General features: G+C 70.6%; 19 protein-coding genes. 13 read left to right on the top strand and 6 right to left on the bottom strand.

The window, feature by feature from the left end; all coding sequences use genetic code 11:
* Positions 1-161 precede the first annotated feature (161 nt).
* The gene (locus ABFC67_RS01775; protein ID WP_346736317.1) at positions 162-611 is read right to left on the bottom strand and encodes a CBS domain-containing protein; all 450 of its coding nucleotides are present in this window, start codon (positions 609-611) and stop codon (positions 162-164) included.
* Positions 612-840: 229 nt separating this feature from the next.
* On the opposite strand from ABFC67_RS01775, the gene ABFC67_RS01770 reads away from it, so the two are divergent.
* The 9 genes from ABFC67_RS01770 to ABFC67_RS01730 all read left to right on the top strand — a co-directional run bounded on the left by ABFC67_RS01770 (position 841) and on the right by ABFC67_RS01730 (position 7,962).
* Positions 841-1,284, top strand: a complete 444-nt coding sequence (locus tag ABFC67_RS01770) for a universal stress protein (protein WP_346736316.1) — start codon at positions 841-843, stop codon at positions 1,282-1,284.
* Positions 1,285-1,309: 25 nt separating this feature from the next.
* Entirely contained in the window at positions 1,310-2,134 is an 825-nt protein-coding gene (locus tag ABFC67_RS01765; protein WP_346736315.1) for a universal stress protein, read from the top strand.
* A gap of 236 nt (positions 2,135-2,370) precedes the next feature.
* Positions 2,371-3,279: a LysR family transcriptional regulator gene (locus ABFC67_RS01760; RefSeq protein WP_346736314.1), complete on the top strand. Its 909-nt coding sequence runs from the start codon at positions 2,371-2,373 to the stop codon at positions 3,277-3,279.
* A 60-nt stretch (positions 3,280-3,339) separates the two neighbouring features.
* Positions 3,340-3,465: a type B 50S ribosomal protein L36 gene (gene ykgO, locus ABFC67_RS01755; protein ID WP_008215056.1), complete on the top strand. Its 126-nt coding sequence runs from the start codon at positions 3,340-3,342 to the stop codon at positions 3,463-3,465.
* A 268-nt stretch (positions 3,466-3,733) separates the two neighbouring features.
* Positions 3,734-4,078, top strand: a complete 345-nt coding sequence (locus tag ABFC67_RS01750; protein ID WP_346736313.1) for a hypothetical protein — start codon at positions 3,734-3,736, stop codon at positions 4,076-4,078.
* 4 nt (positions 4,079-4,082) lie between these two features.
* Positions 4,083-5,117, top strand: coding sequence for an agmatine deiminase family protein (locus ABFC67_RS01745; protein WP_346736312.1), 1,035 nt, complete (start codon positions 4,083-4,085; stop codon positions 5,115-5,117).
* An 82-nt stretch (positions 5,118-5,199) separates the two neighbouring features.
* Positions 5,200-5,730 carry a YbhB/YbcL family Raf kinase inhibitor-like protein gene (locus ABFC67_RS01740; RefSeq protein ID WP_346736311.1) on the top strand — a complete coding sequence of 177 codons (531 nt, stop codon included), beginning with the start codon at positions 5,200-5,202 and terminating at the stop codon, positions 5,728-5,730.
* Between the two features lie 50 nt (positions 5,731-5,780).
* A complete protein-coding gene (locus tag ABFC67_RS01735) occupies positions 5,781-6,665 on the top strand; it encodes a carbon-nitrogen hydrolase (RefSeq protein WP_346736310.1) in 885 nt (294 codons plus the stop codon).
* A gap of 64 nt (positions 6,666-6,729) precedes the next feature.
* Positions 6,730-7,962, top strand: a complete 1,233-nt coding sequence (locus ABFC67_RS01730; RefSeq protein WP_346736309.1) for a TraB/GumN family protein — start codon at positions 6,730-6,732, stop codon at positions 7,960-7,962.
* A 36-nt stretch (positions 7,963-7,998) separates the two neighbouring features.
* On the opposite strand, the gene ABFC67_RS01725 is transcribed toward ABFC67_RS01730, so the two are convergent.
* From ABFC67_RS01725 to ABFC67_RS01715, 3 genes are read right to left on the bottom strand one after another with little or no spacing between them, the layout of a single operon-like run.
* The gene (locus ABFC67_RS01725) at positions 7,999-11,097 is read right to left on the bottom strand and encodes an efflux RND transporter permease subunit (protein ID WP_346736308.1); all 3,099 of its coding nucleotides are present in this window, start codon (positions 11,095-11,097) and stop codon (positions 7,999-8,001) included.
* Positions 11,094-14,450 carry an efflux RND transporter permease subunit gene (locus tag ABFC67_RS01720; protein WP_346736307.1) on the bottom strand — a complete coding sequence of 1,119 codons (3,357 nt, stop codon included), beginning with the start codon at positions 14,448-14,450 and terminating at the stop codon, positions 11,094-11,096. The genes ABFC67_RS01725 and ABFC67_RS01720 overlap by 4 nt, the downstream gene beginning before the upstream one ends.
* On the bottom strand, positions 14,447-15,601 hold the full coding sequence (locus ABFC67_RS01715; RefSeq protein ID WP_346736306.1) for an efflux RND transporter periplasmic adaptor subunit: 1,155 nt from the start codon (positions 15,599-15,601) through the stop codon (positions 14,447-14,449). The genes ABFC67_RS01720 and ABFC67_RS01715 overlap by 4 nt, the downstream gene beginning before the upstream one ends.
* A gap of 276 nt (positions 15,602-15,877) precedes the next feature.
* Between ABFC67_RS01715 and ABFC67_RS01710 the strand changes: the two genes are divergently transcribed.
* Entirely contained in the window at positions 15,878-16,204 is a 327-nt protein-coding gene (locus ABFC67_RS01710) for a cytochrome c (RefSeq protein ID WP_346736305.1), read from the top strand.
* A 29-nt stretch (positions 16,205-16,233) separates the two neighbouring features.
* Positions 16,234-16,581: a cytochrome c gene (locus ABFC67_RS01705; protein ID WP_346736304.1), complete on the top strand. Its 348-nt coding sequence runs from the start codon at positions 16,234-16,236 to the stop codon at positions 16,579-16,581.
* 84 nt (positions 16,582-16,665) lie between these two features.
* Here the strand turns inward: ABFC67_RS01705 and ABFC67_RS01700 are convergent, their stop codons facing one another.
* Positions 16,666-17,280, bottom strand: coding sequence for an NfuA family Fe-S biogenesis protein (locus ABFC67_RS01700; RefSeq protein WP_346736303.1), 615 nt, complete (start codon positions 17,278-17,280; stop codon positions 16,666-16,668).
* A 104-nt stretch (positions 17,281-17,384) separates the two neighbouring features.
* On the opposite strand from ABFC67_RS01700, the gene ABFC67_RS01695 reads away from it, so the two are divergent.
* Positions 17,385-17,726, top strand: coding sequence for a 4a-hydroxytetrahydrobiopterin dehydratase (locus tag ABFC67_RS01695; RefSeq protein WP_346736302.1), 342 nt, complete (start codon positions 17,385-17,387; stop codon positions 17,724-17,726).
* Positions 17,727-17,729: 3 nt separating this feature from the next.
* On the opposite strand, the gene ABFC67_RS01690 is transcribed toward ABFC67_RS01695, so the two are convergent.
* Positions 17,730-18,683: an RluA family pseudouridine synthase gene (locus ABFC67_RS01690; protein ID WP_346736301.1), complete on the bottom strand. Its 954-nt coding sequence runs from the start codon at positions 18,681-18,683 to the stop codon at positions 17,730-17,732.
* Between the two features lie 344 nt (positions 18,684-19,027).
* On the opposite strand from ABFC67_RS01690, the gene ABFC67_RS01685 reads away from it, so the two are divergent.
* Positions 19,028-20,970 (top strand): Rne/Rng family ribonuclease (locus ABFC67_RS01685; RefSeq protein WP_346736300.1); only part of this gene is annotated, 1,943 nt, incomplete at its 3' end.

Raw genomic sequence — 20,970 nt, 5'->3', positions numbered from 1 at the left:
GCGAAGCAGGCCTGCGTGCCGGCGGCTTCCTGTTCCGTCCAGACCGCCCAGCGCCGCGCCGACGCCGACGCCGGGCGCGCTCCTTCCACCACGTTCGCGTCCTGGCGCGCGTACAGCGCGTCCGCGTATCCAGGTCTGGTAGTCATCGGTTGCGTATCCGCTCAGGTGCGCGCGACGGCCTCGAGCTGCGGCTGCACGGCGATCAACTGGGCGATGTCCGCGAGCTGCCGGCTGACGAAGCGCAGCACGTCGTCCAACGCCAGGATGCCGACCAGCGCACCGTACACGTCGACCACCGGGATGCGCCGCACGCCGGCGTGGCGCATGCGCTCGAGCACGTCGACGTAGCTTTCTTCCAGTTCGGCGCAGACGACGCGCTGGGTGATCATGTCGCCGGCGGTGACGATGCCCGGGTCGATCCCCTTGGCCACGATCTCGATCGCCAGGTCGCGGTCGGTGACGACGCCCACGGGCATGTTGCGCCCGTTGCGCTCGACCACCACCACCACGTCGCCGACATGGTATTCGCGCATCACTTCGGCGGCCGCACGCGCGGTTTCGTCGCTGTGCACGAACACCACTTCGCGGCTGCACAGCTCTCCGACGCGCATGACGGCTACCTCCACCGGATGGACCGTGCCGCGTTGCCGCGGCAGCGGAACCCACCCTAGCCGCGCGCGCCCCGCGCCCATTGATCTGCATCAACAGTGCGGCGCCGGGCGTCGGCGCCTCGACCGCCCGATGCGCGGCGTTGATGCCGATCAACCTTGTCGCGCCCGCGAGCGGTCACGCTGGCCGCGGATTCGGCCAACGCCGCATCACGCGGCCCAACGAGGGGGAATGACCATGTTCAAGCACATCCTGCTTCCGACCGATGGTTCCGAGCTTTCCATGCGCGCCGTGCGGCAAGGCGCCAAGCTGGCCAAGCTGCTCGGCGCGCGCGTGCACGCCTTCCACGCGATCCCGGCGTTCCACACCTTCACCTACGTCACCGAACTGCTCGAGGCGACGCGCGAGGAATACAACGCGCAGGCGGTGAGCCGGGCCGAGCGCTACCTGGCCACGGTGCGCGACATCGCCAAGGCCGAGGGCGTGGCCTGCGACAGCAGCCACATCGTCTGCGACGATCCCTACGAGGCGATCGTCGACGAGGCGCAGAAGCGCGGCTGCGACCTGATCGTGATGGCCTCGCACGGGCGCCGCGGCGCCAAGGCCGTGCTGCTGGGCAGCGAGACGCTGAAAGTGCTGACCCACAGCAAGGTGCCGGTACTGGTGTACCGCTGAGCCCCATTCAGCCGGAGCCATCGCCATGCGCGACATCCTCGCCTACGCCCTGCGCCACGACGCCTGGCCGAACGGGCTGCGCTTCGCGGCCGAACTCGCCGCGATGCTGGAGGCCCGCCTCTGCGGGATCTTCGTCAACGAACCCGCGGCGGCGATCGCCGCCTACGACTCGGCGATGCTGGTCGCCGAGCTGCTGGCGCTGGCGCGCGAGGAGGTCGAGGCCGCGCGCGCGGCGGCCGCGCCGTTCCGGGCGTGGGCCTCCGGACACGCGGTGCGCGGCAGCGAATGGATCGTGGCCGAGGGCCGGGTCGGCGACGTGCTCGCCTACGCCGGCAACTGGCACGATCTGCTGGTGCTGGAGCGCGATCCGGACCGACCCGGCGGATCGGTGGGCGTGGTCGGCCACGCCGTGCTCGGCACCGACCTGCCGTGCGTGGTGGTGCCCGCCGCCTGGGCGCCGCCGCTTCGCCTGGAACACGTCGCGCTGGCCTGGAACGGCTCCGCCGAATCGATCCGCGCCATCCACGGCGCGCTGCCGATCCTGCGCCTGGCCGGACGGGTGACGCTGCTCAGCGGCAGGCGCAAGGAACCGCTGTCGGCGCTGTCCTGGCATCCGCCGTTCGACGTGCAGCGCCATCTCGAGGCGCACGGCATCGGCGCGGGCGAGCGGCCGATCGAAGCGGACGACGCCGAGGCAGGTCGCGCCCTGCTCGATGCCGCCGCCTCGGTGCGGGCGGATCTGCTGGTCATGGGCGCCTACGGCCGCACCCGCTTCAGCGAATACGTGTTCGGCGGCGCCACCCGGCAAGTGCTCGAACACGCTACCCTGCCGGTGCTGATGCAGCACTGACGCGGGGGCGAGCCGGTGGGGGAGAAGGCGGCCTGCAGGCGGCGCGCGGGCGTTGGGGATTGGGGGAGGGGGCAACGCCGGAAGTAAGCGTGCGCACCGCCTGCAGAACCGGGAACCGTCCCTCGAGGGGGGGGCGTGGGACGGAACTGCCGTTGGAGAACGGCGAGCGCACCTTACGCCCCGCCCCTTCTGCAGTCCAATATATAATCGATGTGTCAGTTATAGCCGACACATCTATGTTGGATCTGCGCCAACTGCGTTACTTCGTCACCGTCGCCGACACCCTCAGTTTTACCCGGGCGGCACAGCAACTGCATATCTCGCAGCCGCCGCTGTCGCAGCAGATCCGCGCGCTGGAATCGACGCTGGGCGTGCGCCTGTTCGACCGCAACCGGCGCCGGGTGGCGCTGAGCGAGGCCGGGCGCGCGTTCCTGGTCGAGGCGCGCAAGACCCTGCAGCAGGCGGACATCGCGCGCCGCACCGCCGAGCGCGCGGCCGCCGGCCAGATCGGCCGGCTGCGGCTCGCCTACCCCGGCTCGGTCGCGTTCCACCCCACCCTGCCCGAGGCCGTGCTGCGCTTCACCCGCGCCTACCCCGAGGTGCAGCTGGAGCTGCACGAGATGTTCACCGAGCAGCAGTTTGCCGCGCTGGTCGAGGACGTCATCGACGTCGGCTTCGTGCGCGCGCCGCCGAAGGATGCGCCCACCCGGCGCCGGGTGCGCTTCGAGCTGCTGGACCGCGAGCCGCTGCTGCTGGCGGTGGCGTCGACGCACCGGCTGGCCGGGCGTGCGCGCGTCCGCTTTCGCGAGGTGGCCGGCGAAGCCTTCGTCGCGCAACCGCGCCGGCTCAGCAGCACCGTCCACGACATCTTCGCGCGGCTGGCCGGCAAGACCGGCTCGCAGCCGCGCATCCGGCAGGAGGCGCAGCAGCTCTCCAGCCTGCTCAGCCTGGTCGCCGCCGGCATCGGCCTCGCCGTGGTGCCGGCCTCGCTGCAGGCGGTGCGCCTGCCCGGCGTGAGCTTCCTGCCCCTGGCCGACGCCGAGGCGACGATGCCGCTGGCGGTCGCCTGGCGCGGCGGCAACGCCGCGCCGGTGCTGCTGCGGTTCCTCGAAGGCGTGCTGCCGCGCGCCCCGTCCTTGCCTTGAACGCCGTCGCCGGCTAAACTCGCCCGTCTGTTTTATCCGTTTCGTTTCAAGGAGCTGGCCGTGAAGGTGCTTTCCTCGCTCAAGTCCGCCAAACAGCGGCACCGCGACTGCAAGGTCGTGCGCCGTCGCGGCAAGGTGTTCGTGATCTGCAAGAGCAACCCGCGCTTCAAGGCGCGTCAGCGCTGAGCACGACGCCACTCGCGAACGCGCAAGAGGCCGCCTTCGGGCGGCTTCTTGTTTTTCGGACGGGCGAATCCGCTCCGGCAGGACGCGGCCACCGCGGTCCCGCCACCGTTCGCGGCGTGGCCCGACGAGGTCGGCCGGACGAAATCCACGGCGTGCGCGCAGGCGCGTGCCGAAAGCGTTGAATGCCGCACGGAACGGCGCGCACCGCCGTGGATAAGGTGCGCGGCTTCTGCTAAAACACGCCATCGCCGCTTCGGGGAGAGACACCATGCCCATGACCGCTCGGACCGCACTGTCGACCCTGCTGGCGGCCGCCGCGATCGCCTTGGCCGCGGCGCCGGCCGCGCATGCCGAAAAGTTCAGCATCAAGCAGAAGGTGCAGCAGGAGCACGGCATGGACCTGCCCAAGCGCGGCATGACCATGGCCGAAGTGGAGAAGCGCTACGGCGCGCCGCTGAAGAAGCTGCCCAGCGCCGGCGGCGACGCGCCGAAGCACCCGCCGATCAACCGCTGGGACTACCCCGGCTACACCGTCTACTTCGAGCGCGACCGCGTGATCCACAGCGTGGTGGACACGCCCGCGTCGCCGGCACCCGCCGCTTCCTCACCGTAGCCGCATGACAACCGACGTTTTCCGCCTGCCTGCGGAATGGGCGCCGCAGGCAGCAGTGCTGGTCGCCTGGCCGCACGCCGGCACCGACTGGGCGCCGCGCCTGTTCCAGACCGAATCGACCTATACCGCGCTGGTGCTGGCGATCACGCGCTTCCAGCCGGCGATCGTCTGCGTGGCGGACGAGGCCGTGCGCACGCGCGCCGCCGCGCTGCTCGACAATGCAGGCGTGGACGCGACGCGCGTGCGCTTCGTCGAGATCCCCTACGACGACACCTGGCTGCGCGACTCCGGCCCGATCACGCTGACCGACGGCGCGCGCTTCCGCCTGCACGACTTCCGCTTCACCGGCTGGGGCGGCAAGTTCGAGGCGAGCCGCGACGACCGCCTGATCGAAGGCCTGGTCGCACGCGGCCTGTTCGCACACGCCGAGCACCGCCGCATCGACTGGGCGCTGGAAGGCGGCGCCATCGAAAGCGACGGCCGCGGCACGATCCTGACCACCTGGCGCTGCCTGCACCAGCGCCATCCCGAACAGTCGCGCGAGGCGATCGCGCAGATGCTGCGCAAGTCGCTGGGCGCGCGCCGCGTGCTGTGGCTGGACCGCGGCTATCTCGAAGGCGACGACACCGACGCGCACATCGATACGCTGGCGCGCTTCGCGCCGGGCGACGCGATCGTGTACCAGGCCTGCGAAGATCCCGCCGACCCTCACCATGACGAACTGGCGGCGATGCGCGAGGAACTGGCCGCGCTGCGCACCGCCGATGGCCGTCCGTACACGCTGCACGCGCTGCCCTGGCCGCGGCCGATCATCGACGGGGAACGGCGCCTCGCGGCGTCCTACGCGAACTATCTGATCGTCAACGGCGCGGTGCTGATGCCCGTGTATGGCGATCCGGCCGATGCCGGCGCGGCGCAGGTGATCGCCGCCGCGCATCCCGGCCGCGAGGTCGTGCCGGTGCCGTGCCGGCCGCTGATCTGGCAGAACGGCAGCCTGCACTGCGTGACCATGCAGCTCCCGGCCGGCGCGCTCGGCTGAACCGCGCGGCGGCGCGGGCGCATCGGGCCGCGCCGCGAAGGTATATCATCGTCGGCGCCCGCCTCCGCATGGAGCCGCTTCCATGCCACGCACCCTCGCCGCATTCCTCGCCTTCGCGTTCGCCGGCAGCGCGCACGCCGGCGAATTCCGCCTGCACGTCGACGCTGCCGATGCGCACGGCCGCATTGCCGAGCGGCATGCCTACGACGGCTACGGCTGCCGCGGCGACAACCTCGCGCCGCGCCTGGACTGGCAGGGCGCGCCGGCCGGCACGCGCAGCTTCGCGGTGACCGTCTACGACCCCGACGCGCCGACCGGCCATGGCTGGTGGCACTGGTTCGTGATCGACCTGCCGGCGTCGGCGCACGCGCTGCCCGAAGGCGGCGCGCTGCCGAAGGGCGCACGCGCGCTGCGCAACGATTTCGGCGCGGCCGGCTGGGGCGGCCCCTGCCCGCCCGCCGGCGACCCGCCGCATCGCTACGTGTTCGCCGTCCACGCGCTGGACGTCGCCGCCCTGCCGGTGCGGGCCGACGCCTCGCCGGCGACGGCCGCTCCCGCGCTACGCGACCACACGCTGGGCAAGGCCGAGGTCACCCTGACCTACGGGCGCTGAGCGCTCGGCTACACTAGGCGACCCCACCGACCACGGAATACGGACCGCGCATGGCCCGCACCCTCAAAGTGGCGCTGCTGCAGGACACCGACCGCGGCAGCCGCGACGCCAACCTGGACGCCATCGAGGCCGGCCTGCGCGAAGCCGCCGCCGCCGGCGCGTCGCTGGTGCTGCTGCAGGAGCTGCACAACGGCCCGTACTTCTGCCAGCACGAGAGCGTCGACGAGTTCGAGCGCGCGGAGGCGATCCCCGGCCCCGGCACCGAGCGCATCGGCGCGCTGGCCGAGGCGCTGAAGCTGGTGGTGGTGGCTTCGCTGTTCGAGCGCCGCGCCGCCGGCCTCTACCACAACACCGCCGTGGTGTTCGACCGTTCGCGCGCAATCGCCGGCGTCTACCGCAAGATGCACATCCCGGACGATCCGGCGTTCTACGAGAAGTTCTACTTCACGCCGGGCGACCTCGGCTTCGAGCCGATCCGGACCTCGGTCGGCCGCCTCGGCGTGCTGGTGTGCTGGGACCAGTGGTATCCGGAAGCCGCGCGCCTGATGGCGCTGGCCGGCGCCGAACTGCTGCTGTACCCGACCGCGATCGGCTGGGATCCCGCCGACGCCGTGGACGAGAAGGAGCGCCAGCGCGACGCCTGGATCACCGTGCAGCGCGGCCACGCCGTCGCCAACGGCCTGCCGCTGCTGGCCTGCAACCGCACCGGCTTCGAGCCGGCGCCGGACGGCGGCCGCGGCCTGCAGTTCTGGGGTTCGAGCTTCGTCGCCGGGCCGCAGGGCGAATTCCTCGCGCGCGCCGGCACGGACCGCCGCGAGCTGCTGCTCGCCGAGATCGACATGGCGCGCAGCGAGAACGTGCGCCGCATCTGGCCGTTCCTGCGCGACCGTCGCATCGACGCCTACGGCGACCTGCTGAAACGCTACCGCGATTGAACCCGCCCCAGGCGCGGCGGCTCTCCAAGCCTCGCTCCTCCGACCGCCCGTGCAAAAAAGACCAATGGATTCCTCCGCGCCACCCTCGCCCACCGCCGCCACCGTCGCCGATCCGCTCGCCGACCAGCCGATCGAGCGCGTCAGCCGCGACGGCATCGAATACGTGCTGCTCGGCACCGCACACGTATCGCGCGCCAGCGTCGCCGCCGTCGAGGCGCTGCTCGCGCGCGAGACCTTCGATGCGGTCGCGGTGGAGCTGTGCGAGAACCGCGCGCGCGCCATGCGCGACCCGGCGGCGTTCGCGCAGATGGACCTGTTCCAGGTGATCCGCCAGGGCAAGGCCGGCATGGTCGCGGCCAGCCTGGCGCTCTCCGCGTTCCAGCGCCGCCTCGCCGAGCAGTTCGGCATCGAGCCCGGCGCCGAGATGAAGGCGGCCATGCAGGGCGCGGACCAGCGCGGCCTGCCGACCTGGCTGGTCGACCGCGACGTCGGCGTGACGCTGAAGCGCACCTGGCGCTCGGTCGGCTTCAAGGACAGGCTCGGCATCCTCGCCGGCCTGGTCGGCGGGCTGTTCGAGCGCGACGGGATCGCCGAGGGCGACATCGAGAAGCTCAAGCAGGGCGACCTGCTGGAAGGCGCGTTCCGCGAATTCGCCGAGGAATCGCAGTCGCTGTACACCGCGCTGATCGGCGAGCGCGACGCCTACATGGCGGCGCGCCTGCGCGAGGAAGCGGCGCGCGCGCCGACGGTGCGCCGCGTGCTGGTCGTGCTCGGCGCGGGCCACCTCGCCGGGTTGCGCCGGCACCTCGCCGAAGGCGAGGCCGCCGATCTCGCCGCGCTCAGCGCGGTGCCGCCGGCCGCGCGCTGGCCGAAGTGGCTGGCGCTGGGGCTGGTGCTGGCGATCTTCGCCGCCATCGCGGTGATGTTCCGCCGCGACGCCTCGCTCGGCGCCGCGGCGCTGCGCGACTGGATCCTGTTCACCGGCGGCCTGTCCGCCCTGGCGGCGATCCTCGCGCGCGCGCACCCGCTGAGCGTGCTGACCGCGTTCGTCGCCGGCCCACTGAAACCGATCCGGCCGCCGGGCCTGTCCTCCGGCGTATGCGCGGCCCTGGCCGAAGCCTGGCTGCGCAAGCCGCGCATCGCCGACTTCGAGCGCCTGCGCGATGACCTGGTCGACTGGCGCGGCTGGTGGCGCAACCGCGTCGCGCAGACCCTGCTGGTGTTCGTGCTGGTGAACCTCGGCACCATCGCCGGCGAATACATCGCCGGCTTCCGCATCCTCAAGGCGCTGTTCTAGCCGCCTCTCGCGGCGTCGCCGCGTACACCGCCGCGTTCAGCCCTCGCCGGAGGCAGCCAGCGCCGGCACGCGGCGGCGCACCCGGCCCGCGCGCGCGTCGCGGATCACGCGGCGCACCCACATGCGCGCGTCGTCCAGCAGCGCATAGATGCACGGCAGCGCCAGCAGGGTGACGATGGTCGAGAACGTCAGGCCGCCGGCGATGGCGCGCGCCATCGGGTAGTACGGTGGGCCGTCGTTCCACGCCACCGCGCTGGCCAGCGACAGCGGCAGCATGCCGAGGATCGCGGTCGCCATGGTCATCAGCACCGGCCGCAGGCGCTCGCCGGCGCCGAGCACCAGCGCCTCGCTGCGCGCGTGGCCGTCGTGGCGCAACTGGTTGATGTGCACGATCATCACGATGCCGTTGTTCACCACCACGCCCATCAGGATCAGGATGCCGATGAAGGCCATGATCGAGAAGGTGGTGCCGGTCAGCCAGAACAGCCAGAACACGCCGAACACCGAGAACACGAAGGTGGTCAGGATCGCCGCCGGGAACACCAGCGACTCGAACATCGCGCACATCACCACGTAGACCAGCACCAGCGCCAGCAGCGTGTTCAGCAGCATCTGCTGGCCGGCGTCCTGGTCGCGGTCGAAGCCTTCGCCGAAGCTCCACTTGTAGCCGGGCGGCAGCGCCAGCGCGTCCATCGCCGCGGTGATTTCCCTGCGCGCATCAGGCATGGTCCTGCCCTGCGCGAGGTTGGCGCTGATCTTCAGCGAGGTGCGCCGGTCGACGCGCTCGATCGCCGACGGCGTCTCGCGCGTGTCCGCGCGCAGCATCGACATCAGCGGCACGCGGGTGCCGTCGGCGGCGCGCAGGGTGTAGTCGCTGAGCCCCTGCAGGCTCTGCGTGTCGGCGCCCTGGAAGCGCAGCCAGACCGGGATCTCGCGGTCGCCGCTGCGGAACTCCTTCAGCGGCATGCCGCGCAGCGCGATCGCGATGTACTGCGCCACCTCGTCGGCACCGAAGCCGTAGCTCTTGGCGCGGACGCGGTCCACGTGCGTGGCCATCTCGCGGTCGCCGTTGCCGACGCTGGCGCGCACGTCGCGCAGGCTCGGCAGCCGCGACAGCACCGGGATCGCGCTGTCGGCCAGCTCGCGCAGTTGCTCCGTCGAATCGCCGGTCAGGGCGATATCGACGCCGTTGTTGCCGCCGTTGCCGCGCGGAAAGTCGAAGCTGACCTTGCCGATCGCGAGCGTGGGCAGGCCCTTGCGGATCTCCTCCTGGATGTCCTTGGAACTGCGCTTGGCCTCGGCCCCGTCCTTCAGCAGGACGTCGGTAACGGTGAAGTCGTTGTTGCGCTCGCTGTAGTAGCTGTACAGCGTGCGGATCTCGAACTTCTCGCGGTTGCGGTTGAGGTAGTCCTCCACCTGCAGCACCGCCGGCTTGAGGTCCTGCAGCCGGTAGTTCGCGTTGAGCTGATAGAACAGGCGCAGGCGGCGCGGCTCGCCGCCGTCGAACATGTCCTTCTTGGTCAGCATGATCGGCACCAGGCTGAGCGCGAACAGCGCGAACACCGCGGTCATGGTCCAGCGCCGGTGGCGCAGCGTCCAGGCGACCACGCGCTGGTAGCGCGCGCGCAGGCGCGTGATCGCGTTCTCGCGGCCGAGGAACTTCGGCGGCGGCAGCCTGGACGACAGCATCGGCACCAGGCTGACCGCGACCAGCCACGAGGCCAGGTGCGCGATCGACATCGCGATCGCCACCTGGGTCAGGAAGATCGCGATGTCGTTCTTCTCGCCGAACAGGTTGGGCAGGAACACGACCACGCTGGTGAAGGTGCCCGCGGCGATGGCGATGCCGACCACCTGGGTGCCCTGCACCGCGCAGTACCACGGCTTGTCGGGATGCTTCTCGCGGTACTGGTAGATGCTTTCCACCACCACCACCGCGTTGTCCACCAGCATGCCGACCGCCAGCAGCAGGCCCATCATCGACAGCACGTTCAGGCTGATGCCGAGGAAGTACATGCAGCCCAGCGTGATCACCATGCAGATCGGGATCGCCAGCGACACCATCAGCGTCGACGGCCAGTCACGCAGGAAGAAGAACAGCACCAGCACCGCCAGCAGCGTGCCCTCGAGGCCGGCCTTGCCGAGTTCGCGCAGCGAGCCGGTGACGCTCTCCGCCTGGTTGTCCAACGCGTAGACGCGGATGCCGTGCAGCTCGGGCTCGCGGCGGATCTGCTCGACCGCCGCCATCACCGCGCTTCCGACATCGACCAGGTTGGCATTGCGCTCGCGGTAGATGTCCACGCCGATCGCGGGGCGGCCGTCGAGGCGGCGCGCGTATTCGAGGCGCTCTGGCTTGAGGCTGACCGTGGCGATGTCGCCGAGGCGCAGGCCGTGCGCATCGACCGGGAACGCGCGAATGTCGTCGAGGCTGTTCCACTGGCCTTCCGGCTGCACGCGGAAGCGCATGTCGGCGCCTCCGATCTGGCCGGCGCTCAGCGAGAAATTGGCCTTCTGCAGGCGCTGGTAGAGGTCCCGCAGGTCGACGCTGTGCGCGGCCACGCGGTCGGCGGACAGCTCGATCTGCACCTCCGGCTCGCCGACGCCCTGGATGTTGACGCGGGCCACGCCCGGAATGCGCTCCAGCGGGCGCTTGAACTCGCGGTCGAGCAACGCGTAGGCGTTGGACAGGTCGCCGCCCTCGCTGGCGATGCGCAATTGCAGCAGCGGATCGTCGCTGGTGGAGAACTTCAGCACGTCGTAGCGCTGCAGGTCGGACGGCAGGTCCTTGCGGATCGCGTCGATCTTCTCGCGCGCCTCGACCGCCTTGAACGCGGTGTTCTCGCCCCACTTGAACTCGAGGAAGATCTGCGCGCTGTCGGCCGTCGAAGTCGAGCGCATGCGCTTGATGCCCGGCAGCGTGGCCAGCGCCTCCTCGACCGGGCGCGCGATGGTGCGCTCGATCTCTGCGGGCGTCGATCCCGGATACGGCAGGTTGATCGCCACGAACGGCACGTCGAGGCTGGGGAACTGCTCGAGCGGCAGGCGGAACGCGGCGATCAGGCCGATCACGGTCATCGACACGAAGAACATCACCGCGGTGACCGGCCGCTTCAGGCTGAGCTCGGCGAGCGTCATGCCGGCTGCTCTCCGGCCGCCTCGCCGGCATCGCGCTGCGCCATCTTCGCGCGCTTGCGCTCGCCGCGCGCCACGTACCAGGCGTCGGCGCGGCGGTCCAGCAGGTCGTACACCACCGGCACCACCACCAGCGTCAGCAAGGTCGAGACCGCCAGGCCGCCGATCACCGTGACCGCCATCGGCGCGCGCACCTCGGCGCCCTCGCCGACGCCGATCGCCAGCGGCAGGAAGCCGATCAGCGTGCACAGCGTGGTCATCACGATCGGCCGCAGGCGCGACTCCGCGGCCAGCGCGATCGCCTCGCGCTTGGCGTGGCCCTCCTCGCGCAACTGGTTGACGCGGTCGATCAACACGATCGCGTTCTTCACCACGATGCCGACCAGCATGATCAGGCCGATGAACACCACCACCGAGATCGCCGCGCCGGTCAGCTTCAGCGCCAGCACCGCGCCGACCGCGGCCAGCGGGATCGAGAACATGATCACGAACGGATGCAGCAGCGACTCGAACTGCGAGGCCATCACCAGGTAGACCAGGAAGATCGCCAGGCCGAGCGCGAACAGCAGCGAGCGCATCGATTCGCTCAGCTCGTCGCCCTGGCCGCCGACGCGCACGGAAACGCCGGCGGCAAGCGGGTGCTGCGCCACCAGCGTGCGCACTTCCTGCACCGCGCTGCCGAGGTCGCCGTAGCGCAAACCGGCGGACACGATCGCGACGCGCTCCTGGCTGACCCGGTGGATCTCGCTGGGGCCTTCGGTGGCGACCACGTCGGCGACCGCGGACAGGCGCACCGGCGTGTCGGCGGCGCTGCCGGCGGTGTCGCTCATGGCGGCGGTGGAGGCGGATGCGCTGCCGTTGCTGCCCGCGCCGCCGGTCGCGCTGCCACCCGCCGCGGCGTTCGCGGCGACGTAGCCGACGATCAGGTTGCGGATGTCGTCGACGCTGGCGCGATCGGCCTCGCGCGCGCGCACCAGCACGTCGACCTTGCGGTCGCGGAAGTTGTAGCGCGTGGCCACCTCGCCCTTCACCTTGCGCACGACGCGGTCGGCGATATCGCGCGTGGTCAGGCCGAGCGCGGCGGCGCGCTCCTGGTCGAAGCGGATGCGGATCTCCGGGTAGCCGCCCTGCACCGTCGATTTCACGTCGGCGAAGCGCGGCGACTCCTTCATCAGCGCGGCCAGCTTCTGCCCGGCCTTGGACAGCGCGTCGAGGTCGTAGCCGCGGATCTCCACTTCCAGCGGCGCGGAGAAACTGAACAGTTGCGGCCGCGAGAACTTCACCTCCGCGCCCGCATGCGCGGCCATCGCCGCACGCAACCGCGCGGTTTCCGCAGCCTCGGCCTGCTTGCCGGCGCCGTCGGCCAGCGCGATCGACAGCCGCGCGATGTTCTCGCCGGACTCGGTCGGGTTGGCGTCGAGCCGCGTGCCGGTGCCGGCGACGCCGTAGATCGAGGCGACGCCCGGATCCTTGGCGTGCTGCGCGGCGATCTCGCGCACCAGCGCGTCGGTTTCCTTCAGCGGCGTGCCGGGCGGCAGCGTCACGGTCATGTCGAACCGTCCCTGCGCAAGCTGCGGGATCAGGTCGAGGCCGAGCGTCGGCAGCAGCGCCATCGTCAGCGCGAACGCGGCGGCGGCGAAACCGAGCACGCGCCACGGATGCGCCAGCGCCCGCGGCAGCGAGCGGTGGTAGAACGCGGCAGCCTTGTCGTAGGGGCGCACCACGCCGCGGCCGACGAAGCGCAGCGCCGGACCGACGACGCGGGCGACGCCGCCGAACAGCTTGACGAACAGCCAGACCAGGCCGCGCGGCAGCGCGCCGAGGCGCCCCTGCGGCCTGGCGGGTTCGAGTTCCTCGCGATAGGCCAGCGGCGCGCGCCCCTTCAGCGAGGCCAGCATCGGAATCAGGCTCATCGCCACCACCAGCGAAATCAGCATCGCGAAGGTGATGGTCAGCGCCTGGTCACGGAACAGCTGCCCGGCCACGCCCTGCACGAATACCAGCGGGAAGAACACCGCGACCGTGGTCAGCGTCGAGGCGGTCACCGCCATGCCGACCTCGGCCGCGCCCTTCACCGACGCTTCGAGGATCGAGGCGCCCTTCTCGCGCAGGCGCGCGATGTTCTCCAGCACCACGATCGAGTCGTCCACCACCATGCCGGTGGCGAGCGCCAGGCCGCCCAGCGACATCACGTTCAGGCTGAGGCCGAGCTGGTCCATGAAGAAGAACGTGGCGATCAGCGAGACCGGCAGCGACAGCGAGATGATGAACGTGCTCCAGGCGTGGCCGAGGAAGAAGAAGATCATCAGGATCGCCAGCACGCCGCCGAGGATGGCGTCGTTGCGCACTTCGGCCAGCGCGTGCTGGATGAACACCGACTGGTCCTCGATCACGCTGAGCCTGGTGCCGGTGGGCAGCGACTTCTGCAGCCGCTCCAACTCGCCCTTGATGCCCTGCGCCACGCTTACCGTGTTGGCGTCGCCTTCCTTGTAGACCGCGAGCTCGATCGCCTCGCGGCCGTCGATGCGCACCACGCCCTCGCGCTCCTTGTAGCCTTGCGTGACCGTGGCGATGTCGCGCAGCCGCACCGGCACGCCGCGGTCGACCTTGACCAGCAGGTCGCGCATCTCGTCCAGGTTCTGGAACTGGTTGACCGTGCGCACGAGGTAGCGTTGGCGGCCCTCGTCGATGCGGCCGCCGGAGATGTTGACGTTCTCGTTCTTGAGGCGGGTGACGACGTCGTTGACGTCGATGCCGAGCTGCGCCAGGCGCTGCTGGTCGATCGCGACCTGGATCTCGTCCTCGAGGCCGCCGCCGACCTTGACCGCGGCGACGCCCGGCAGCGGCTCCAGCCGCTTCTTCAGCTCGTCGTCGCCGTAGCGGCGCAACTGCTTCAGCCGCGCCTCGTCGAGCGCCTGGTCGCCGGCGGCGACCAGGCCGAGGCGCACGATCGGGTCGGTGGACGGATTGAAGCGCAGCAGCAGCGGCTTCTTCGCATCCAGCGGCAATTGCAGCGTGTCCAGCTTGTCGCGCACCTCGAGGCTGGCCATGTCCATGTCCGTGCCCCAGGCGAACTCCATGATCACGTCGGACTGGCCGGTGCGCGACACCGAGTGCACCTTGCGCACGTTCTTGACCACGCCGACCGCTTCCTCGACCGGCTGGGTGACCAGGTTCTCGATCTCCAGCGGCGCGGCGCCCTCGTACTCGGTGCGCACGGTCAGGGTCGGATACGACAGGTCGGGCAGCAGGTTGACCTTCAGCCCGGCCAGGCCGATCAGGCCGAACAGCACCAGGGTCAGCGTCAGCATGCCGACGGTCACGCGCCGGCGCGTGGCGAGTTCGGGAAGGCTCACTGCGCGTTCTCCAGCACCTGCACCTCGGTGCCGTCGCGCACCGCGTTGCGGCCGATCGTGATCACGCGTTCGCCGGGCTTGAGGCCGTCGCGGATCTCGACGCGGCTGCCGTCGGCATAGCCGATCTTCACCATGCGGCGCTTGGCGACCAGCGTCGGCGCCGCCGGCGGCTTGCGCTCCGCGGCGACCGCCTCGCCAGGCTTGCCCCTGGCCGGCGCGACCGGCTTCGGCGGCGCGCCGCGCTCGACCACGAACACCGCGGTCTCGCCGTCTTCCTCGATCAGCGCGCTGCGCGGAATCACCAGCGCGTCGCGGCGCTGGTCGTAGACCACGTCGACGCGCCCGAACATGCCCGGCTTGAGCGCGCGCGTGGCGTCGCGGAACTCGCAGGTGACGCGGAACGTGCCGCTGGCCGCGTCCACCACCGGCGCGATGCGCGCGACGCTGCCGGGAAACGCCTTGCCCGGCAGCGCGTCCACCGCCAGTTTCACCGGCTGGCCCGCCGCGAGCGTGCCGAACTCGCGCTCGGGCACGTTCAACGTGACCTGCAGCGGCTCCATGTCGACGACGTGGAACAGCGCCTGGTTGGGCTGGATCAGGTTGCCGAGCTTGACCATGCGCCTGGAAACCACGCCGTCGATCGGCGCCTCGATGCGCGTGTACGCCAACTGCAGGGTGGCACCGGTATACGCGGCGCGCTGCGTTTCCAGGTCATACTTGTCCTGGTCGTACTCGGCGCGCGGGATCAGCTGCTGCTGGATCGCGCGTTCGGCGCGCGCGTAGGTGGCCTCGGCCTTGCGCATCTGCGCGAGACTCTGCGCCACGCTGGCGCGCGCGCTGGCGTCGTCGAGCTGCGCCAGCAGTTGCCCCTTGCGCACGTGCTCGCCCTCTTCCACGTACAGCTTGAGCAGCACGCCGCCGGCCTTCGCGACGACATCGGTTTCGCCCCGAGCCTCGAGCGTCCCGGTACCGGAGTAGCTGGCCGCGATCGGCGCCCGGCCGGCCACGGCGGCCTCGACGGGGATGCGGGTGCCGGCCGAAGCGTCCTTGTCCGACGCCCCCCGGCCGCCGCCGCAGGCGCCGAGCGCCATGGAAAAGATCAGCGGGATCAGGACGATAGAAGGATGAAATCGACGGATCGTGATGGCCATGGCGAGCGGTCGGTGTGTTGTTGATGTGGTGTTATAGTTATGTATAACACTAAGCTGACGGAGATGCAAGCACATCCGGTGGATGCGCGGCGGTCGAAAAGGGATGCAGGCGGGACGACGGGATGCGGCGCGCACTCTGCCCGCCGCCGGGCGCGCCGTCGTGGGCCGCAGGTCATGCTTGACTCCGGTCATGGACAACTTGTCGCATGCCGTGCCGCGCACGCTATACTCCGGGTTTTTGAACCGGCCACACCACCATCCGGGGGGAACCACACGATGACGCGATCGCTACTGCTTGCATCCCTGCTCGCCGGCTCGGCGCTGATGTTCGGCACCGCACACGCTGCGGGCGACAAGGAGCATGGCCGCATCCTGGTGTACACCTGCGCCGGCTGCCACGGCGTCACCGGCTACAAGAACGCCTATCCGAACTACCACGTGCCGCGCATCGCCGGCCAGAACGAGGACTACCTCGTCAGCGCGCTGAAGGAATACAAGAGCGGCAACCGCTCGCACCCGACCATGCGCGCGCAGGGCGAGAGCCTGTCCGACCAGGACATCGCCGACGTGGCGGCCTACCTCGCCAGCCTGGCCAAGCAGTAAGCGCCCACCGCACACAGGAACAGATCACGATGAATCGCGTGCTCACACTCGTTTCCGTTGCCGCCGCGCTGGCGCTGTCCGCCCCCGCCTTCGCCAAGGGCAACCCCGACGACGGCCAGAAGAAGGCCGCCGCCTGCTTCGCCTGCCATGGCGCCGACGGCAACGCCACCGATCCGCAGTACCCGCGCCTGGCCGGCCAGTACGCCGACTACCTCGAGCAGGCCCTGCACGAATACAAGAACGGCAACCGCAAGAATCCGATCATGGTCGGCTTCGCGGCCACCTTGTCCGAACAGGACATCCAGGACGTCGCCGCCTACTTCTCCGGCCTGCCGGCGAAGGTCCACGACCTGCACGGCGTGGTCGCCGGCAACTGAGCGCCGTTTCCGCCGCGGAAACGACGAAGGGCCCGGCATCGACCGGGCCCTTCGTGTTTTGGGCGAGGCGTCGCCGCGGCGGCGTCACGAAGAATACGGACTGCTGCCCTGCGCCTGGCGCTGGTAGTACGGCTTGGAGCCCGTGCTGTGGTCGGTGGCGTCGCGCACTCCGGTGATCTCCGGGATGCGCTCGCGCAGGGTCTTCTCGACGCCCTGCTTCAGGGTGACGTCGACCATGCCGCAGCCATGGCAGCCGCCGCCGAACTGCAGCACGACCACGCCGTCGGCGCCCACTTCGAGCAGGGCGACGCGGCCGCCGTGCGCCGCGACCTTGGGATTGACCTCGGACTCCAGCACGTAGCGCACGCGCTCGATCAGGCCGGCATCCACGCCCGGGATGTCGCCCTTGATCTTCGGCGCGCGGATGCTGAGCTGGCCGCCGGTGCGATGCGGCTGGTAGTCGATCTCGGCGCCGTCCAGCCAGCGCGCGCTGTCGCTCGGCACGTACAGGTTGAAACCTTCGCACTCAACGGTCCACTCGTCGCCGCTCAGCTCCTGCGGATCGCAGAATTCCAGCTCGCAGTCGGCCGCCGGCGTGCCCGCTTCGCGCACGCTGATGCGGATGCCGATGCCGTCGGCCCCCTGCTGGGCGATCAGGCGCTTGAAATGCTCCTGCGCGGTCGTGGAAATCTGGATCATCGAGCCACTCCGTGAATCAGCACTATTTTAGTCCAGTTTGCGCCCGACGCACAGCGCGCCGCGGCTATACTCGTGCGCTGCCCCCGTCCACAGGATTCGCCGCGATGACGCTCGATGAGCTCGCGAAGATGCACTGCCAGCCGCGCAAGGGCGCCGAGCACGCGCTGACGCCGGCGCAGGTGCGCGACCACCTCGCCGCCCTGCCCGGCTGGCAAGTCGAGGCCGACGGCCGCGCGATCCGCAAGGATTTCCGCTTCGCCGATTTCCATCGCACGCTCGGCTTCGTCAACGCCATCGGCTACATGGCCAACCGCGAAGACCACCACCCCGATCTCGAGGTCGGCTACGGCCACTGCCTGGTGCGCTGGTCGACCCACGACGTCGGCGGGCTGTCGCTGAACGACATGGTCTGCGCCGCGCGCGTCGAGGCGATCCTCGCTGGCTGAACGTCAGCGCGGCTGCGCGTCCAGCGCATCGAGCACGCCGCGCAGATCGTCCGGCAGCGGCGCCGAGAAGCCGTAGGCCTTGCCGCCCAGTTCGAACTCGAAGCGCGCCGCATGCAGGAACAGGCGCTTGAGGCCGAGCGCGCGGAAACGGCGGTTGGCCGCCTTGTCGCCGTACTTGTCGTCGCCGGCGATCGGATGGCCGATGTGCGCGGCGTGCACGCGGATCTGGTGGGTGCGGCCGGTGCCGAGCGTCGCCTCGACCAGGCTGGCGCCGGGGTAGCGTTCGACTTCGCGGAAGAAGGTCAGCGCCGCCTTGCCGTCGTCGGCCACCCGCACCATGCGCTCGCCGCCCTGCAGGACCGACTTGCGCAACGGCGCGTTGACGTCCACGCGCGCCCGCGGCAGGCGGCCGTCCAGCAGGCACAGGTACTGCTTGGTGGTGGCGCCTTCGCGGATCAGCGCCTGCAGGCCGGTCAGGCCGGCGCGGGTGCGCGCGAACACCAGCACGCCGGAGGTGTCGCGGTCGAGGCGGTGCACCAGTTCGAGGTGGTCGCGCGGACGCGCCGCGCGCAGCAGCTCGATGGCGCCGTGGCTGATGCCGCTGCCGCCGTGGCTGGCGATGCCCGACGGCTTGTCGATCACCAGGAAGTCGCGGTCCTCGTAGATCACCGCCGCGGCCAGGCGCTCGGGCTGCCCGCTCGGCGGCGCGGCCGAATCCCGCTCGGCGGTGCGCACCGGCGGGATGCGCAGCAGGTCGCCCTCGGCCAGCCGCGTGTCGGGCTTCGCCCGCTTGCCGTTGACCCGCACCTGGCCGGTGCGCAGCAGGCGGTAGATCAGGCTGCGCGGAACCCCCTTGAGCAGCGCGGCCAGGCAGTTGTCGAGCCGCTGGCCGTCGCGCTCCGGGCCGATCGCGAGCGTGCGCACGCCCGCGAAGTCCGCGCGGGAAGTTGCCGTCATCATTGAAAAATTCCAGGAGAAACGGTTACACTCGGCAGGCGCTGCGCGAACCCCCGGTGGGCCTGAGCCCCCGGACCGCATCCGCCCGTCACGTCGACGAGAACCCAGCCGGCGATCCTGACCGGAACCGGCAGAGTTCATCGGCGCATCGTAACGGTTCGGGTCGGTGATTGCCTGCCGCCGCTTGTGGCGGCAGGGGTCCCGGCAACGCATGACCGACGAACAACCCGGGGCAGAGGACTGCCTCGTAGCCATAGCCGCTCCCGCAGCGGCGCGATCCCCGGCCGGCCGCCCGCAAGCGCCGCCGCGGCGCGCGGCCGCGCGGTGGAGCCGAGGACAAGACAATGAAACGTATGCTGATCAACGCAACTCAGCGTGAAGAGTTGCGCGTGGCCATCGTGGACGGCCAGGCCCTTTACGATCTCGACATCGAGATCCCCTCCAAGGAACAGAAGAAGGCCAACATCTACAAGGGCCGCATCACCCGCGTAGAGCCCTCCCTCGAGGCCTGCTTCATCGAATACGGCGCCGAGCGCCACGGCTTCCTGCCGCTGAAGGAAGTCGCCCGCGAGTACTTCCAGCCCGGGGTCGACCCCAACAAGGCCGGCATCCGCGAGCTGCTCAAGGAAGGCCAGGAGCTGATCGTCCAGGTCGAGAAGGAGGAGCGCGGCACCAAGGGCGCCGCGCTGACCACCTTCATCTCGCTGGCCGGCCGCTACCTGGTGCTGATGCCGAACAACCCCCGCGCCGGCGGCGTCTCGCGCCGCATCGAGGGCGAGGACCGGCAGAGCCTCAAGGACGCGATGGACCATCTGCAGCTGCCCGACGAGATGGGCCTGATCGTGCGCACCGCCGGGGTTGGCCGCGACGCCGAAGAGCTGCAGTGGGACCTCGACTACCTGCTGCAGCTGTGGAAGGCGATCGCCGAGGCGACCAAGACCCGCTCCGCTCCGTTCCTGGTCTACCAGGAATCCAAGCTGATCATCCGCGCCCTGCGCGATTACCTGCGCAACGACATCGGCGAGATCCTGATCGACGAGGAATCGCTGTACGAGGATGCGCGCGACTTCATGCAGCAGGTGATGCCGAACAACCTGCGCAAGCTGAAGCTCTACAAGGACACCACCCCGCTGTTCTCGCGCTTCCAGATCGAGACGCAGATCGAAAGCGCGTTCGACCGCACCGTGCGCCTGCCCTCCGGCGGCTCGATCGTGATCGACCAGACCGAGGCGCTGACCGCCATCGACATCAACTCGGCGAAGGCGACCAAGGGCAGCGACATCGAGGAAACGGCGTTCAACACCAACTGCGAGGCCGCGGTCGAGATCGCCCGCCAGCTGCGCATCCGCGACGCCGGCGGCCTGATCGTGATCGACTTCATCGACATGGACAGCCCGCGCCACCAGCGCGACGTCGAGGAGAAGCTGAAGGACGCGCTCAAGCTCGACCGCGCGCGCGTGCAGGTCGGCCGCATCAGCCGCTTCGGCCTGCTGGAGATGTCGCGCCAGCGCCTGCGCCCGTCGCTGGGCGAATCCACCCAGATCGTCTGCCCGCGCTGCGACGGCCACGGCCGCATCCGCGGCGTCGAGTCGCTGTCGCTGTCCGCGCTGCGCCTGGTCGAGGAGCACGCGATGAAGGAAAGCACCGGCCAGGTGCTGGTGCAGGCGCCGACCACGGTGGCCAACTTCCTGCTCAACGAAAAGCGCGCCAGCGTGGTCGAGATCGAGATGCGCCACAAGGTCCACGTGGTGATCGTCGCCGACGACAAGCTGCAGACGCCGCACCTCGAGATCCAGCGCATCCGCGAAAGCGAGATGGGCGAGCATGCCAAGCCGAGTTACGAGCGGCTGACCGCCGCCGAGCCCGCGCCGATGCCGAAGATGGGCCAGACCGCCGCTGCCGGCGAGGCGCCCGCCGTCACCGGCGTGGTGCCGAGCACGCCGGCGCCGGTGCGCCCCGAGCCGGAGCCGACGGCAAGGCCGGCGCAGCAGGTCCCGGCGGTCGCGCCGAACGGCGCGACCAGCACCCAGGGCAGCGTGCTGGCGCGTCTGCTGGGTTGGTTCCGCGGCACGTCCGCCGCCGCGCCGTCCGCGCCGAACCAGGCCGCTCCCGACCAGCGCCCTGCGCGCCGCGACGAGGGACGCGATCGCCCGCGCGGCCAGCCGCGGGCCGAGGGGCGCCAGCAGGAACGCGGGCCGCGACCGGCCCAGGGTCGCCCGCAGCAGCCGAAGCCGGCGCGCACAGACACGGCGCGTCCGCCGCGCCAGGAAGCCAAGCCGGTCGCGCC

Origin of the sequence: Mizugakiibacter sp., from assembly GCF_039680435.1 — a bacterium.
GTDB lineage: Bacteria > Pseudomonadota > Gammaproteobacteria > Xanthomonadales > Rhodanobacteraceae > Mizugakiibacter.
Note: the sequence above shows the minus strand (reverse complement) of the source record. Positions and strands in the feature narration are given on the sequence as shown.